Genomic DNA, 16,243 nt, shown 5'->3' on the forward strand with positions numbered 1-16,243 from the left:
AGCGACGTCGGCGCCTCGCGGCCAGCCGCCGGCGCTATCCCGGCCAGCCGCGGACGCTATCCCGGCCAGCCGCGGACGCTATCCCCGCCAGCCGCCGGCGCCCATGTGGCGCGACGCCGGCGCTACCTCGGCGAGACGCCGAGGGCGTAGCGCATCGGCTCCAGCTTGGCCTCGGACTCCGCCAGCTCGGCCTGCGGGTCCGACGCCGCCACGATGCCGCAGCCGGCGAACAGCCGGATGTGCCGCCGGTCGGTCGGGGAGATCTCGGCCGACCGCAGCGCGATGCCCCACTCGCCGTCTCCGCCGGCCCCGACCCAGCCTACCGGCCCCGCGTACCGAGCGCGGTCCAGGCCCTCGATCTCGCGGATCAGGCTGCGCGCGGCGACGGTCGGCGTGCCGCAGACCGCCGCGCTCGGGTGCAGCGCCGCCGCCAGCGAGAGGGACGACGGCGCACGCCGGCCGGACGCCGCGTGCTGGTCGGTCAGGACGCCCGTCACGTCGGTCGCCAGGTGCATGACGTTCGGCAGGTGCAGCACGAACGGCGCCTCGGGCACGTTCATGGACGAGCAGAAGGGTTCGAGGGCCGCGGCCACCGAGCGCACCGCGAACTCGTGCTCCTCCAGGTCCTTGGACGAGCGGGCGAGCTGCGCGGCGTGCAGCAGGTCGGCGTCGTCGCCGGTGGGGGCGCCGTCCGCGCCGCGGCCCGTGTCCGCGCCGTGCCGCGTGTCCGCGCCGCGCCCTGCGTCCGCGCCGTGCCGCGTGTCCTCGCCGCGCCCCGCGTCCGCGCCGGTCCCGGGGGAAGCGTTCTCGCCGGTCCCCCGGGAAGCGTCCGCGCCCCTCCCCGGAGAGGCGTCCTGGTTGTTGTTCTGGGAGGCGAGCGCGGCGGTCGACGCCGACCCGTGCTTCCGGCGGATCGTGCCCGCGAGCACCCGCGAGGCGACCAGGCCCTTCTCGCTGCGGACCAGGAGCTCCGGCGTCGCGCCGACCATGCCGTCCACGCTGAACGCCCAGCAGGCGTCGTACGTGGACGCGAGGCGGCCCAGCAGGTGCCGCGTGTCGAGCGGGTGCTCGGCGGTGGCGACGACGTCGCGCGCGAGCACCACCTTCTCCAGCTCGCCGGTGCGGATCCGGGCGATCCCCTCGGCGACCACCGCGGGCCAGTCGGCCGCGCCGACGGCGCCGTCGGCCACCACCACCCGGCCCGGCTCGGCGACCGGCTGGTGCGGGTAGGCGGACAGGAGGTCCTCGCCGGTAGGTGCTGACCGGTCGCCCACCAGCGAGATGGTCGTCATCCAGGCCCGCCCGCCCCGCCGTCCGACGACGATGCGCGGCACGATCAGGACACCGCTCGCGCGGGCCGGGTCCTCCGCCTCGTCGCCGGGGGAGACGTCGTCGAAGGCGAAGCTGCCGAACGCGACGAGGCCGCTGCCGGGCACGTCCACGTCGTCGTGCACGACGGCGCGGTCGAGCACCTGGCGCCAGGCGTCGTCGGCGTCGGCGAAGCGGCCGGGGCCGAACGTCTCGAACCGCAGCGTCTCGCCCCAGCCGACGACGCCGTCGCCGTGCCGTACCCAGGCCAGGGCGTTGGTGTCGGGGAGCCGGTCCACGAGCGCGGTGGGGTTATCGGGCAGGTCGTCGATCGCGACGGTGCGGACGACGAGCTGCGGGCCCCGCGGAGCGCCCGGCGGGCGGTCGGGCAGGCCCGGCGCGACGGCGGTCCAGGTGGCGGACGCGGTGACGCCGGTCGACGCACCAGGGGTGCCTCCGGCAGGTGAAGCGATCATCGGCCTCAGGATAAGCACGCCGCCACCCCGGGAACTGCCCGGTGTTCCCGACCTCACACCCGCGGGCTGATGCGGGGTGGGGACGCCGGGTGGTCGGTGAGGGTGCGGGGGCGGTCGGTCGGCCAGGTGCGGGCCGAGTGGTCGGCAATCCGTCAGGTGATCGGTAGTCCGTCGGGTGCGAGGCCGAGCGGTCGGCCAGGTGAGGGGCCGGTGGTCGGTAGTCCGTCAGGTGCGGGGCCGAGTGGTCGGTAGCCCGTCGGGTGATCGGTAGTCCGTCGGGTGCGAGGCCGAGCGGTCGGCCGGGTGAGAAGCCGGTGGTCGGTAGTCCGTCAGGTGCGAGGCCGTGCAGTCGGCAATCCGTCAGGTGCGAGGTCGGGTGGTCGGTAATCCGTCAGGTGATCGGTAGTCCGGAATACCGATCACCTGACGGATTACCGACTACCTGACGGACTGCCGACTACCCGACGGTCTACCGGCTTCCGACGGTTCACCGACCACAAGCCGCCCCTCCCCACCTGGGGTGCACCCCGTCTCGTGCCTTCCCGGCGTGGGAACATGGCCGCATGTCTCGTGCGAGCCTGGAGAAGAAGCCGGCCGAGGTTGCGTCGATGTTCGACGGGATCGCCGCCCGCTACGACCTGACCAACGACCTCATCTCCCTGGGCCAGGACCGGCGCTGGCGCCGCCTCACGGTCGAGGCGGTCGCCGCGATGCCGGGCGAGCGCGTGCTCGACCTCGCCGCGGGCACCGGGACCAGCAGCGAGCCGTTCGCCGCCGACGGCGCGTTCGTGGTCCCCTCCGACTTCTCGATCGGCATGCTGCAGGTCGGCAAGGAGCGCCGTCCGGACCTGCCGTTCGTGGCGGGCGATGCGACGCGGCTGCCGTTCGCCGACGAGTCCTTCGACGCCGTGACCATCAGCTTCGGCCTGCGCAACGTGGTGGACACGAGCGCGGCGCTGCGCGAGATGCTGCGCGTGGTCCGGCCCGGCGGACGCGTTGTGATCTGCGAGTTCTCCACCCCCACGTGGGCGCCGTTCCGGACGGTCTACCAGGAGTACCTGATGCGCGCGCTGCCGGTGGTGGCGGGCGCGGTGACCAGGGACAAGGGCTCGTACGACTACCTGGCCGAGTCGATCAGGAGCTGGCACGACCAGGTCTCTCTCGCCCGCCTCATGCTGGAGGCCGGCTGGGAGCACGCCGCCTACCGCAACGTCACAGGCGGCGTGGTAGCCCTCCACAGGGCAGTCCGCCCCTCCTGACCCCGCCGTCCACCTCTCCTGACTTCGGCAGTCCGCCCTTCCTGACCCTGCCGACCCTTCCTGACCCTGCCGACCCTTCCTGACCCTGCCGACCCTTCCTGACCCTGCCGACCCTGCCGACCCTTCCTGACCCTGCCGACCCTGCCGACCCTTCCTGACCCTGCCACCCCTCCTGACCCTGCCGCCCGCCCCGGCCGGGGTCGGCCGTCCGCTCTGGCCGGGGTCGGCCGCCCGCCCAGGCCAGGTCGGCAGCCGGCCCCCTGACTTCGCCCGCCTGCCACACCTGACCTCGCCAGCTCGCCCCGCCAACTCGGCAGTTCCGCCCCGGCCGGCTCAGTTCCGCCCCGCCAACTCGGCAGTTCCGCCCCGGCTGGCTCAGTTCCGCCCAGCCGAATCGGCAGTTCGCATCGAGATCGGCACAGGCCTGTAACGATCTGGGTGCCAACTGCCGACCTCACGCGAGAGTGCCGATCATGAGCGGCCAGGTAGCAGCCCCGCTTCAGGTCCCCGGGCGCCGTCCCAAGTAAGGGGAACCTTCCTACACAATCCCCCCTAAGTGTGGCTAGGGTGTCGGTGTTGTGACAGGGTTCACAAGGGCTTGTCATGAAGCCCCATCGAACCCCGCACATGAAGGACAGCAGCGGGTTCCCAACGGGGGTGAACGTGCGAGGAGTGAGACGCGACGACGCGGACGTCATCGTGGTGGGCGCCGGTCCGGCCGGCTCGTCCACCGCGCACTGGTGCGCGGCCGCGGGCCTCGACGTGCTGCTCCTGGAGAAGGGCGAGTTCCCCCGGGACAAGATCTGCGGTGACGGCCTGACGCCGCGCGCGGTCGCGGAGCTGGTCCGCATGGGCGTGCCCACCCGCGCCGAGGACGGCTGGATCCGCAACCGCGGCCTGCGCGTGCACGGCGGCGGCCGCTCCTACGAGCTGGACTGGCCCACCCTCACCACCTACCCGGGCTACGGCATGGCCCGCACCCGGATGACGCTGGACCAGACCCTGGCCCAGCACGCCCAGGCGAGCGGCGCCAAGCTGCTGCAGCGCACCAAGGTCACCGGCCCGCTCCGGGACGACGACGGCCGCGTCGTCGGCGTCACCGCCCAGCCGCTCGACCCGCGCGGCCGCGCCGAGGGCCCGGTCAAGGAGCTGCGCGCCCCCGTCGTGGTCGCGGCCGACGGCGTCAGCTCGCGCTTCGCGCTCTCCGTGGGCCGGGAGCGCCGGGACGACCGGCCCATGGGCACCGCCGTCCGCGCCTACTACCGGACGCCGCGCCACGACGACCCGTTCATGGAGTCGCACCTCGAGCTGTGGGACGGTGAGCCGGGCAAGAGTGACCTGCTGCCGGGCTACGGCTGGATCTTCCCGCTGGGCGACGGCACGGTGAACGTCGGCCTCGGCAGCGTGGCGTCCACACCGGCCCGCCAGTCCGCGGCGGGCATCGACTACCGCCGTCTGATGGAGACCTGGCTGGAGAAGAGCGCGCCGGAGGGCTGGGACCTGGTGCACGAGCCGGAGCGCGGCCCGATCCGCGGCGCGGCCCTGCCCATGGGCTACAACCGCGGCCCGCTGTACGCCGACGGCGTGCTCCTGGCCGGCGACTCCGCCGGCATGGTCAGCCCGTTCAACGGCGAGGGCATCGCCTACGGCCTGCAGGCCGGCCGGGTCGCGGGTGAGGCGATCAGCCAGGCCCGGCACAAGACCACCGACGCCGCCCGCGAGGCCACGCTCGCCACCTACGCCGACCGCATGCGCGCCGACCTCGGCGGGTACTACACCCTGGGCCGCTGGTTCGTGCGGCTCATCGAGCACCCGGAGATCATGCGGATCTGCGTGCGGTACGGCCTGCCGCGCAAGGTCGTCATGCAGTTCACGCTCAAGCTCCTGTCCGACTGCTACGAGCCCGACGGCGGCGACTGGATCGACCGCGTCATCGCCGGCCTCACCAGGGTGGTCCCGAGCTCATGAGCATTACGTCGATGAAGGGCACGTCGTCCACGAAGGGCACAGCATGAATCCCTATGTACCCGTCCTGATCCTCATGGCGATCGGGGCGGTCCTGGCACTCGGTGGTGTCGCCGCGAGCGCGATCATCGGCCCCAAGCGGTACAACCGCGCCAAGCTCGACTCGTACGAGTGCGGCATCGAGCCGACGCCGCACGCGGTGGGCGGCGGCCGGCTGCCGATCAAGTACTACCTGGTGGCGATGACATTCATCGTCTTCGACATCGAGGTCGTCTTCCTCTACCCGTGGGCCGTGGACTTCACGACGCTCGCGACGTTCGGGCTGGTGGCGATGCTGGCGTTCCTGGCGCTGATCACCGTGCCGTTCGTCTACGAGTGGCGCCGCGGCGGGTTCGACTGGGTCTGAGCAAGCAGCGACTTCATGCGCGGCGCCCCGGGGGCGCCGGGCAGCGACGCCGGGCGGGGCCCGGCAGCAAGGAGGGGACATGGGTGTCGAGGAAGCGCCGTCAGGTTTCCTGCTGACGACGGTGGAGGACCTCGCGGGGTACCTGCGCAAGGCCTCGCTCTGGCCGGTGACGTTCGGCCTGGCCTGCTGTGCCATCGAGATGATGGCGGCCGGCGCGTCGCGGTACGACCTGTCGCGGTTCGGCATGGAGGTGTTCCGCGCCTCGCCGCGCCAGGCCGACCTGATGATCGTGGCCGGCCGGGTGAGCCAGAAGATGGCCCCGGTGGTGCGCCAGGTGTACGACCAGATGAGCGAGCCCAAGTGGGTGCTCTCCATGGGCGTGTGCGCGTCGTCGGGCGGGATGTTCAACAACTACGCGATCGTGCAGGGCGTCGACCACGTGGTGCCGGTCGACATCTACCTGCCCGGCTGTCCGCCGCGCCCGGAGATGCTGATCAACGCGATCCTCGGCCTGCACGACCAGATCATGAAGGAGCCGCTGGGCGTGAACCGGATCGAGGCGGCGCGGGCCGCCGAGGCCGCCGCCATGGAGGCAACGCCCACCTTCGAGATGAAGGGCCTGCTGCGATGAGCGAGATCACGCCCGCCGGCGACCAGGGCAGCGTGCAGCCGCCCGAGGGCGCGGCCACCCTCGAGGTGGTCGAGGTGCGGCGCGGCATGTTCGGCGCCGCCGGGTCGGGCGACACGTCCGGCTACGGCGGCCTGGTGACGCCGATCGTCATGCCCGCCGCGTCGCCCCGCCCGTACGGGAGCTGGTTCGACCAGGTGGTCGACGTCCTGGCCGAGGTGCTGGAGGAGGGCACGGCCGCGGGCGGCCCGGGCTTCGACGATGCGGTCGAGAAGGTGGTCGTCGACCTGCACGGCGCCGACAGCGCGGAGGCCCCGCAGACCGAGCTGACGATCCACGTCGCCCGTGAGCACCTCGTCGCCGTCTGCCGGGCGCTGCGCGACGACCAGGACCTGCGGTTCGAGCTGTCGCTCGGCGTGAGCGGAGTGCACTACCCGTACGAGGCGGGCCGCGAGCTGCACGCCGTCTACCACCTGACGTCGGTCACGCACTCGCGCCGCCTGCGGCTGGAGGTCGCGGCGCCCGACGGCGACCCGCACATCCCGTCGACCACGTCCGTGTACCCGGCCAACGACTGGCACGAGCGCGAGACCTTCGACTTCTTCGGGATCGTCTTCGACGGCCACCCCGCCCTGACCCGCATCGAGATGCCGGACGACTGGGTGGGCCACCCGCAGCGCAAGGACTACCCGCTCGGCGGCATCCCCGTCGAGTACAAGGGGGCCACGGTGCCCCCGCCGGACACGAGGAGGAGCTACTCATGAGCTCACCCCACGAAACCACTCGCTTCGCTCGCGCTTTCGCGGGGGCCCCGAGATGAGCGCTCCCACGACGGCCCCCCACGCCACCCGGCCGGCGGGCAACGATGACATGTCCTCCACCGTCCGCGCCTTCGAGGCCTACGGCGACGGCGACTGGGACGACATCGCGCGCGAGGCGATCGGCGAGGAGCGGATCGTCGTCAACATGGGCCCCCAGCACCCGTCCACGCACGGCGTGCTGCGCCTCATGCTGGAGATCGACGGCGAGACCGTCACCGAGGCCCGCGCCGGCATCGGCTACCTGCACACGGGCATCGAGAAGAACATGGAGTTCCGGACGTGGACGCAGGGCACCACGTTCTGCACCCGCATGGACTACGTGGCGCCCCTGTTCCAGGAGGCCGCCTACTGCCTCGCCGTCGAGCGGCTGCTGGGCATCACCGACGACGTGCCCGAGCGCGCCTCGGTCATCCGGGTCCTGATGATGGAGCTCAACCGGATCGCCTCCCACCTGGTCTGCCTCGGCACCGGCGGCAACGAGATGGGCGCCACCACCGTGATGACCATCGGCTTCACCGCCCGCGAGGAGATCCTGCGCCTCTTCGAGGCCGTGACCGGCCTGCGCATGAACCACGCGTACATCCGCCCCGGCGGCGTCGCCGTCGACGTGCCCGACGGCTTCACCACGCAGGCCCGTGACGCGCTCAAGAAGGTGCGCGGGTACCTCAAGCAGCTCAGCGACCTCATGCTCGCCAACCCGATCTTCAAGGGGCGCCTCACCGACGTCGGCGTGCTGAACCTCACCGGGTGCATGGCGCTCGCGATCACCGGGCCCGTGCTGCGCTCGACCGGCCTGCCGTACGACGTCCGCAAGGACAACCCGTACTGCGGCTACGAGACGTACGACTTCGACGTCCCCACCTCCAAGGGTGCCGACTGCTACGACCGGGCGGTGCTCCGCATCGAGGAGTGCTACCAGTCCCTGAAGATCATCGACCAGACCCTCGAACGGCTCGACCGGACCGAGGGCGAGCCCGTCATGGTGGCCGACAAGAAGATCGCCTGGCCCGCCCAGCTCGCCGTCGGCGGGGACGGGCAGGGCAACTCGCTGGAGCACATCAAGAAGATCATGGGCACCTCCATGGAGGCCCTGATCCACCACTTCAAGCTGGTCACAGAGGGCTTCCGCGTCCCGGCCGGCCAGGCGTGGCAGACCGTGGAGCACCCGCGCGGCGAGCTCGGCGTGCACGTCGTCTCCGACGGCGGCACGCGCCCCTACCGCGCGCACTTCCGCGACCCCTCGTTCAACAACCTCCAGGGCGTGTCCGTGATGTGCGAGGGCGGCCAGGTGGCCGACGTCGTCGTCGCCGTCGCCTCCCTGGACCCCGTGCTGGGAGGTGTGGACCGATGACGGCAGAACCCGTACAGACCAGGACCCGCTACGACGCCGAGACCCTCGCCGCGCTGACGACCGACGCGACGACGATCATGGCGCGCTACCCGGACCCCCGGTCCGGCCTGCTGCCGATGCTGCACCTGGTGCAGTCCGTCGACGGGTACGTCAGCAAGGACGGCATCCTGTTCTGCGCCGAGATGCTCGGCATCACCGCGGCCGAGGTCTCGGCCGTCGCCACCTTCTACACCCAGTACAAGCGGCACCCCAACGGCACCTACACCATGGGCGTGTGCACCAACACACTGTGCGCGGTGATGGGCGGCGACGCGATCTTCGACGAGCTGAGCGACCACCTCGGCGTCGGCCACGACGAGACCACCCAGGACGGCGCGATCACGCTCGAACGGATCGAGTGCAACGCCGCCTGCGACTACGCGCCCGTCGTGATGGTCAACTGGGAGTTCTTCGACAACCAGACACCCGAGTCGGCGACGGCGCTCGCGGACAAGCTGATCCTCGGCGAGGACGTCGTGCCCACCCGCGGCGCCGCGTCGGTGTGCTCGTTCAAGCAGATGAGCCGGGTCCTGGCCGGGTTCCCCGACGGCCGCGCCGACGAGGGCGTCGGCGCGGGCGAGCCGACGCTCGCCGGGCTGCGCATCGCCCGCGAGCGCGGCTGGACGGCGCCGTCGGCCGAGCAGGGTGACGAGCGGGGCGTGCCGGCGGGCACCGGACCGGTCGGCCGGCCGGGGTCGAGCGCCGAGCGCAAGCCGGCCACGCCGTCCGACACCGAGGTGGGCAAGGACAAGAAGCCCGGAGAGGACGCCAAGTGACCACGCTGACTCCCGTCCTGACCGACACCTGGGACAAGGACCGCTCCTGGCGCCTGGACACCTACGAGCGCAACGGCGGCTACGCCGGGCTCAAGAAGGCCCTGACCATGGCGCCCGCCGACCTCGTGCAGACCGTCAAGGACTCCGGCCTGCGCGGCCGCGGCGGCGCGGGCTTCCCCACGGGCATGAAGTGGGGCTTCCTGCCTCCGCCCGACGGCGGCCCGCGGTACCTGGTCGTCAACGCGGACGAGTCGGAGCCGGGCACCTGCAAGGACATCCCGCTCATGCTCGCCAGCCCGCAGCACCTGATCGAGGGCGTCGCCATCACGAGCTTCGCGATCGGCTGCGACCACGCGTTCATCTACGTGCGCGGCGAGGTGCTGCACGTGTACCGGCGGCTGCTGAACGCCGTCGAGGAGGCGTACCGGGCGGGCTACCTGGGCAAGAACATCCAGGGCTCGGGCTTCGACCTCGACGTCACGGTGCACGCGGGCGCCGGCGCCTACATCTGCGGCGAGGAGACGGCGCTGCTCGACTCGCTCGAGGGCCTGCGCGGTCAGCCGCGGCTCAAGCCGCCGTTCCCCGCCGTCGCCGGCCTGTACGCGCGGCCGACCGTGGTGAACAACGTGGAGTCCATCGCGTCGGTGCCTGCGATCGTCGCCAACGGCGCCGACTGGTTCTCCTCGATGGGCACGGAGAAGTCGCAGGGCCACGGCCTGTTCTCCCTCTCGGGCCACGTCACGACGCCCGGCCAGTACGAGGCGCCGCTCGGCATCACGCTGCGCGAGCTGCTCGACATGGCGGGCGGGGTCCGCGCGGGGCACGAGCTGAAGTTCTGGACTCCCGGCGGGTCGTCCACGCCGATCTTCACGCAGGAGCACCTCGACACCCCGCTCGACTACGAGTCGGTCGGCGCGGCGGGCTCGATGCTCGGCACGCGGGCGCTGCAGATCTTCGACGAGACCGTGTGCGTGGTCCGGGCGACGGCCCGGTGGACCGACTTCTACGCGCACGAGTCGTGCGGCAAGTGCACGCCGTGCCGCGAGGGCACCTACTGGCTCAAGCAGGTGCTGCACCGCATCGAGGACGGCGAGGGCCAGGACGGCGACCTGGAGCTGCTGCTCGACCTGTGCGACAACATCCTGGGCCGGGCGTTCTGCGCGCTGGGCGACGGCGCGGTGTCGCCGATCACGTCCAGCATCCAGCACTTCCGCGACGAGTACCAGGCGCACATCGACGGCCACGGCTGCCCGTTCGACCCGAGCGCGTCGGCGCTCTTCCCGTACACCCCCAAGACACGGACACCGGGCGCCCTCGCTGGCGCCGGCGCGGGAGGTCACTGATGACCGTCACGACGAACACGCCATCGACCGAGGCCGCCCCGGTCGAGCTGGTCACCTTCACCATCGACGGCACGGAGGTGAGCGTCCCCAAGGGCACGCTGATCATCCGGGCCGCCGAGCAGGCGGGCATCCAGATCCCCCGGTTCTGCGACCACCCGCTCCTGGCGCCCGCCGGCGCGTGCCGGCAGTGCCTCGTCGAGGTGGCCATGCCGGACCGTGAGGGCAACGTGCGGCCGATGCCGAAGCCGCAGGCGTCGTGCACCATGACGGTCGCGCCGGGCATGGTGGTCAAGACGCAGCACACCTCCGCCGTCGCCGACAAGGCGCAGCAGGGGGTCATGGAGCTGCTGCTCATGAACCACCCGCTGGACTGCCCGGTGTGCGACAAGGGCGGCGAGTGCCCCCTGCAGAACCAGGCGATGTCGAACGGCCGGTCCGACTCGCGGTTCGTCGACGTCAAGCGCACGTTCCCCAAGCCGATCGCCCTGTCCACGCAGATCCTGCTGGACCGCGAGCGCTGCGTGCTGTGCCAGCGCTGCACCCGGTTCAGCGAGGAGATCGCGGGCGACGCGTTCATCGCGCTGCAGGACCGCGGGGCGCACCAGCAGATCGGCCGGTTCGACGAGGACGTGCTCGGGTTCGCCGGCGCCGAGTCGAGCACGGGCCCGGTGGACCGCCCGGTCGGGGAGGCGGTCACGGACACGTCCGGGCGGCCGTTCTCCTCCTACTACTCGGGCAACACCGTGCAGATCTGCCCGGTGGGCGCGCTCACCGGCGCGGGCTACCGGTTCCGGTCGCGCCCGTTCGACCTGGTCAGCAGCGAGAGCATCGGCGAGCACGACTCGTGCGGGTCCGCGATCCGCATCGACCACCGCCGCGGCCAGGTGCTGCGCCGGCTGTCGGGCGAGGACCCGGTGGTCAACGAGGAGTGGATCACCGACAAGGACCGCTTCGCGTTCACCTGGCAGTCCGCTCCGGACCGCATCACCACCCCGCTGGTCCGGGACCGCGCCGCCGACGGCACGCGCGGCGAGCTGCGGCCGGCGTCCTGGGTCGAGGCCCTGGAGATCGCGGCGGCCGGCCTCGCGCGGGCGCAGGACAACGGCGGGGTGGGCGTGCTGCCCGGCGGCCGCCTCACGGTCGAGGACGCCTTCGCGTGGTCGCGCTTCGCACGCACGGCGCTGGGCACCAACGACGTCGACCAGCGGGCGCGCGTGCACTCCGCGGAGGAGGCCGCGTTCCTCGGCCGCGTCGTGGCCGGGTCCGGCGTCGGCGTCACCTTCGGCGACCTGGAGCAGGCGCCCGCCGTGCTGCTCGTCGGCCTGGAGGCCGAGGAGGAGGCGGGCGTCACCTTCCTGCGGCTGCGCAAGGGCTCGCGGGGCAAGGCCGCGACGAAGGTGTTCTCGGTGGCCCCGTACGCCACCCGCGGCCTGGCCCGCCTGGGCGGCACCCTGCTGCCCGCGGCCCCCGGCACCGAGGCCGAGTGGCTGCGCAGCCTGACCACGAGCCTGACGGGCGGCCTCTCCGCCGCGGACGCACCGAGCTCCGACATCGACACCAGCGCCCTGGCCCAGCCGGGCGCCGTGATCCTGGTCGGCGAGCGGCTCGCGGGCTCGCCCGGCGCCTACGCCGCGGCGCTCGGGCTCGCCGAGGCGACCGGCGCGCGGCTCGCGTGGATCCCGCGGCGTGCGGGCGAGCGCGGTGGCGTCGAGGCCGGCCTCCTGCCCGACCTGCTGCCGGGCGGCCGCCCGGTCGCCGACCCCGCCGCACGGGCCGAGGTCGCGCAGGCCTGGGGTGCCGAGCTTCCGGCGACCCCCGGCCGCGACACCGCGGGCATCCTCGGCGCGCTCGCGTCGGGCGCGCTGGGCGGGGCCGTCGTCGGCGGCGTCGAGCTCGCCGACCTGCCCGACCCGGACGCGGCCCGCGCCGCGCTCGACGCGGCGGGGTTCGTGGTGAGCCTGGAGGTCCGCGCCTCCGAGGTGACCGAGCGGGCCGACGTCGTGCTGCCGGTCGCGCCGCCCGTGGAGCGCGCCGGCTCCTACTGGAACTGGGAGGGCCGCGTGCGGTCCTTCGGCGCGGCGCTCGAGTCCAGCGCGCTGCCCGACCACCGCGTGCTGCACGTGCTGGCCCAGCAGCTCGGGGTGGACCTGCACGCGGCGTCGCCCGCCGAGGCCCACCTCTCCATCGCGCTCACGCAGGGCGCGTGGGACGGCGAGCGGGTGGCGGTCCAGGAGGACGTGCCCGCCGAGCCGCCGAGCGTCGGCCCCGGCCAGGCGGTGCTCGCCACCTGGCGGCTCCAGCTCGACGCGGGCCGCGGCCAGGACGGCGAGCGGTTCCTCGCCGGCACGGCCAAGCAGCCCGTCGCCCGCATGTCCGCCGCCACGGCGGACGGCTTCGGGGTGTCCGACGGCGCCACGGTCGCCGTCGGCACGGCGCGCGGCTCCGTCCAGGTGCCGGTGGCGGTGACCGACGGGATGGTCGACGGCGTCGTCTGGCTGCCGCTCAACAGCGTCGGCAGCCGCGTGCACGACACGCTCGGCGCGACGGCGGGCGACCTCGTCACCGTGTCGGACGCCCAGGTCACCCGGGTGGCCCACGCGGCAGGCACCTCGGAAGGCGGTGCGCGATGAACCCGATGACGCTCGCGGCAGCGGCGCCCGGCGTCGCCGCCGACTTCTCGCAGGAGACCATCTGGGCCTCCATCGTGAAGGCCGTGCTGATCGTGGTGTTTCTGCTGACCAGCGTGCTCTTCGCGATCTGGTTCGAGCGCAAGGTGGTGGCGCGCATGCAGGTGCGCCCCGGCCCCAACTGGCACGGGCCGCTCGGCCTGCTGCAGTCGCTCGCCGACGCCATGAAGCTCCTGCTCAAGGAGGACATGACAGTCACGCGGGCCGACCGGTTCGTGTACCTGCTGGCGCCGATGATCTCGGTGTTCTGCGCGCTGCTCGTGTTCGCGGTGATCCCGTTCGGGCCCAGCCTGCCGTTCCCCTGGACCGACTGGACCACGCCGGCACAGCTCACGGACTTCCCCGTGGCCGTGCTGTACGTGCTGGCCTGCGCGTCGCTCGGGGTCTACGGCATCGTGCTGGGCGGCTGGGCCTCCGGCTCCACCTACCCGCTGCTCGGGTCGGTGCGCTCGACGGCGCAGGTGATCAGCTACGAGCTCGCGATGGGCCTGTCGCTGGTGAGCGTGTTCATCATGGCGGGGTCGATGTCGACGTCGCAGATCGTGGAGAGCCAGACGCAGATCTGGTGGCTCATCCCGCTCGCGCCGGCGTTCGTGATCTACGTGATCTCGATGATCGGCGAGACCAACCGCCTGCCGTTCGACCTCCCCGAGGCCGAGGGCGAGCTGGTCTCCGGCTACATGACCGAGTACTCGTCGATGAAGTTCGCCTGGTTCTTCCTGGCGGAGTACATCAACATGCTCAACGTCTCCGCCGTCTGCGTGACGCTCTTCCTGGGCGGCTGGCGGGCCCCGTTCCCGCTGTCCGCCATCGCGGACGGTGCGCTCAACGAGGGCTGGTGGCCGATCCTGTGGTTCCTCGCCAAGCTGTGGCTCGTCATGTTCGTCTTCGTGTGGGTGCGCGGCACGCTGCTGCGCCTGCGCTACGACCAGTTCATGGTGTTCGGCTGGAAGGTCCTCATCCCGGTCGCGCTCGGCTGGGTGGTCGTGCTCGCCGTCGTGCAGTGGCTGCAGCGTGTGCAGGGCGTCACCTACCAGCAGTTCATCCCCGTGATCATCGGGGCCGCCATCGTCTTCGTCGCGGTCATGTGGTTCTGGCCCGAGAAGAAGGAGCCGCCGGAGGCGGACACGGAGCAGGAGCCGGTCGACGTGTTCGCCGGCGGGTTCCCCGTGCCGCCGCTGCCCGGCGAGAAGCTGCCCCCGTCCAAGCGGTTCGGAAAGGAGGTTCACGGTGAGTGAGCGAAAGCCCGGCGAGTACGAGCCCCTGCGGCCGAAGCCGGGACCCATCGGGGAGCTCTTCGCCCCCGTCGCCGGCTTCGGCGTGACGCTGTCGTCGATGTTCAGGCCGACGGTTACAGAGCAGTACCCGCGCGAGAAGGTGCCCACCCAGCGCAGGTACCACGGGCGGCACCAGCTCAACCGGTACGCCGACGGGCTGGAGAAGTGCATCGGCTGCGAGCTGTGCGCGTGGGCGTGCCCGGCGGACGCGATCTACGTGGAGGGCGCGTCCAACGCGGACCTGCCGGAGAACGCGGGCCTCCAGGTGAACGCCGACGACGCGGGGGGCGCCCACATGAGCCCCGGCGAGCGGTACGGCCGCGTCTACCAGATCAACTACCTGCGCTGCATCTTCTGCGGGCTGTGCATCGAGGCCTGCCCCACGCGCGCGCTGACCATGACCAACGACTACGAGCTGGCCGGCAAGACGCGCGCGGGCATGATCTACGAGAAGCAGGACCTGCTGGCCCCGCTCTCCGAGGGCATGCTCACCGCGCCCCACCCCATGGTGGAGGGCACGACGGACACCGACTACTACAGCGGCGACGTCCTCGGCCCGACGGCGGCGCAGGTCGCCTGGGTGCGCGAGCACCGGCCGGACGACCCCACGCTCGACGCCGCGGACGCCGCGGCCTCGGGCAAGGCGCCGGCGCCCACCCAGCGGCAGCACGAGCTGCGCCCCGAGCAGGGCCCTGGCCCCGCCGAGCGGTCCGCCGGCGAGGCCGCCGTCGGGTCCGTGCGGGTCGCGGTCGTCTCGACCACCGGGTCGTCCGGGTCGGAGGTGACCGCATGACCCCCGGCGGGCTGGTGATCTCCGGTGGCGAGACCGTCCTGTTCTGGGTGGTCGCACCGCTCATGGTGCTCGCGGCGCTCGGCCTGCTGTTCGTGAAGCGGGCCGTGCACGCGGCGATGTGCCTCGTGTTCGTCATGGTCAGCATGGCCGTCCTGTACATCACGCAGGAGGCGCCGTTCCTCGGCGTCGTGCAGGTGGTGGTGTACACGGGCGCCGTGATGATGCTGTTCCTGTTCGTGCTGATGCTCGTGGGCGTCGACGCGTCCGACTCGCTCACCGAGACCATCCGTGGGCAGCGCTGGATCGGGCTGCTCATCGGCCTCGGCCTCGCCGTGGTGCTCGGCGGCGTCGTGACGCGGGCCGCGTTCCCGCCCGCCACGGGGCTGGACGGGGGCGACCCGAACGGCGTCGCCAATCCCGCGGGCCTGGCGCGCGTGCTGTTCGGCGACTACGTGCTGGCCATGGAGGCCGTCGGCGTGCTGCTCGTGACGGCCGCGGTCGGCGCGCTGGTGCTCACGCACCGCCGCCGGCTCACGCCGAAGCACACGCAGCGGGCCGTGGCGGATGCGCGCGTCAAGGCGCTGCCCGACGGCGTCGTGCTCACCCCGCTCCCGTCGCCCGGCGTCTACGCGCGGTCCAACGCCATGGACACGCCCGCGCTGGGGCCGGACGGCGAGCAGGTGCCGCAGTCGGTGTCGCGCGTGCTGCGGATCCGCGGCCAGGAGCGGTCCGCTGCGGACATCCTGGCGGTCGAGGCCGCGGCCAGAGAGGCGAGCGACGCGTCGGAGGGGAAGGCCTGATGGACATCACCAACTACGTGGTCCTGGCCGCCGTGCTCTTCGCCATCGGGGCGACGACCGTGCTGCTGCGCCGCAACGCGATAGTCGTGTTCATGGGCGTCGAGCTCATGCTCAACGCGACCAACCTCGCCTTCGTCACCTTCGCCAGGATGCACGGCGACCTGACCGGCCAGGTACTCGCCTTCTTCGTCATGGTCGTCGCCGCCGCAGAGGTCGTCGTCGGCCTCGCCATCATCGTGACGATCTTCCGTACCCGCCGCTCGGCCTCGGTCGACGACGTCAACCTGCTCAAGGGCTGAGGGGGAGACAGTGAA

At 72.4% G+C, this 16,243-nt stretch carries 14 protein-coding genes; 13 read left to right on the forward strand and 1 reads right to left on the reverse strand.

The annotated features are described in order from the left end of the window. Positions 1–122 precede the first annotated feature (122 nt). Positions 123–1,784 (reverse strand): isochorismate synthase, encoded by a 1,662-nt coding sequence (locus AC0QU1_RS03120; protein WP_483574261.1) that lies wholly within the window; start codon positions 1,782–1,784, stop codon positions 123–125. A gap of 563 nt (positions 1,785–2,347) precedes the next feature. On the opposite strand from AC0QU1_RS03120, the gene AC0QU1_RS03125 reads away from it, so the two are divergent. From AC0QU1_RS03125 to nuoK, 13 genes are all read left to right on the forward strand, one after another. Further along, positions 2,348–3,043 carry a demethylmenaquinone methyltransferase gene (locus AC0QU1_RS03125; RefSeq protein ID WP_483574263.1) on the forward strand — a complete coding sequence of 232 codons (696 nt, stop codon included), beginning with the start codon at positions 2,348–2,350 and terminating at the stop codon, positions 3,041–3,043. A gap of 663 nt (positions 3,044–3,706) precedes the next feature. After that, entirely contained in the window at positions 3,707–5,011 is a 1,305-nt protein-coding gene (locus AC0QU1_RS03130) for a geranylgeranyl reductase family protein (protein ID WP_483574265.1), read from the forward strand. 43 nt (positions 5,012–5,054) lie between these two features. Next, positions 5,055–5,414: an NADH-quinone oxidoreductase subunit A gene (locus AC0QU1_RS03135; protein WP_397413033.1), complete on the forward strand. Its 360-nt coding sequence runs from the start codon at positions 5,055–5,057 to the stop codon at positions 5,412–5,414. A 79-nt stretch (positions 5,415–5,493) separates the two neighbouring features. Further along, positions 5,494–6,045, forward strand: coding sequence for a NuoB/complex I 20 kDa subunit family protein (locus AC0QU1_RS03140; protein WP_483574267.1), 552 nt, complete (start codon positions 5,494–5,496; stop codon positions 6,043–6,045). Further along, on the forward strand, positions 6,042–6,806 hold the full coding sequence (locus AC0QU1_RS03145) for an NADH-quinone oxidoreductase subunit C (protein ID WP_483574269.1): 765 nt from the start codon (positions 6,042–6,044) through the stop codon (positions 6,804–6,806). Before AC0QU1_RS03140 ends, AC0QU1_RS03145 begins: the two co-directional genes overlap by 4 nt. Positions 6,807–6,912: 106 nt before the next feature. Beyond that, positions 6,913–8,214 carry an NADH-quinone oxidoreductase subunit D gene (locus tag AC0QU1_RS03150; protein WP_483574270.1) on the forward strand — a complete coding sequence of 434 codons (1,302 nt, stop codon included), beginning with the start codon at positions 6,913–6,915 and terminating at the stop codon, positions 8,212–8,214. After that, the gene (nuoE, locus tag AC0QU1_RS03155) at positions 8,211–9,029 is read left to right on the forward strand and encodes an NADH-quinone oxidoreductase subunit NuoE (RefSeq protein WP_483574271.1); all 819 of its coding nucleotides are present in this window, start codon (positions 8,211–8,213) and stop codon (positions 9,027–9,029) included. The genes AC0QU1_RS03150 and nuoE overlap by 4 nt, the downstream gene beginning before the upstream one ends. Next, positions 9,026–10,372 carry an NADH-quinone oxidoreductase subunit NuoF gene (gene nuoF, locus AC0QU1_RS03160; RefSeq protein ID WP_483574272.1) on the forward strand — a complete coding sequence of 449 codons (1,347 nt, stop codon included), beginning with the start codon at positions 9,026–9,028 and terminating at the stop codon, positions 10,370–10,372. The genes nuoE and nuoF overlap by 4 nt, the downstream gene beginning before the upstream one ends. Further along, on the forward strand, positions 10,372–13,002 hold the full coding sequence (locus tag AC0QU1_RS03165) for an NADH-quinone oxidoreductase subunit G (protein WP_483574273.1): 2,631 nt from the start codon (positions 10,372–10,374) through the stop codon (positions 13,000–13,002). The genes nuoF and AC0QU1_RS03165 overlap by 1 nt, the downstream gene beginning before the upstream one ends. Continuing rightward, positions 12,999–14,297: an NADH-quinone oxidoreductase subunit NuoH gene (gene nuoH, locus AC0QU1_RS03170; RefSeq protein ID WP_483574274.1), complete on the forward strand. Its 1,299-nt coding sequence runs from the start codon at positions 12,999–13,001 to the stop codon at positions 14,295–14,297. The genes AC0QU1_RS03165 and nuoH overlap by 4 nt, the downstream gene beginning before the upstream one ends. After that, a complete protein-coding gene (gene nuoI / locus AC0QU1_RS03175; protein WP_483574275.1) occupies positions 14,290–15,129 on the forward strand; it encodes an NADH-quinone oxidoreductase subunit NuoI in 840 nt (279 codons plus the stop codon). The genes nuoH and nuoI overlap by 8 nt, the downstream gene beginning before the upstream one ends. After that, positions 15,126–15,929 (forward strand): NADH-quinone oxidoreductase subunit J, encoded by an 804-nt coding sequence (locus AC0QU1_RS03180; RefSeq protein ID WP_483574277.1) that lies wholly within the window; start codon positions 15,126–15,128, stop codon positions 15,927–15,929. Before nuoI ends, AC0QU1_RS03180 begins: the two co-directional genes overlap by 4 nt. Further along, positions 15,929–16,228 carry an NADH-quinone oxidoreductase subunit NuoK gene (nuoK, locus tag AC0QU1_RS03185; RefSeq protein ID WP_020016046.1) on the forward strand — a complete coding sequence of 100 codons (300 nt, stop codon included), beginning with the start codon at positions 15,929–15,931 and terminating at the stop codon, positions 16,226–16,228. The genes AC0QU1_RS03180 and nuoK overlap by 1 nt, the downstream gene beginning before the upstream one ends. Positions 16,229–16,243 lie beyond the last annotated feature (15 nt).

The sequence above is a fragment of the Promicromonospora noduliphila genome (genome assembly GCF_056951025.1).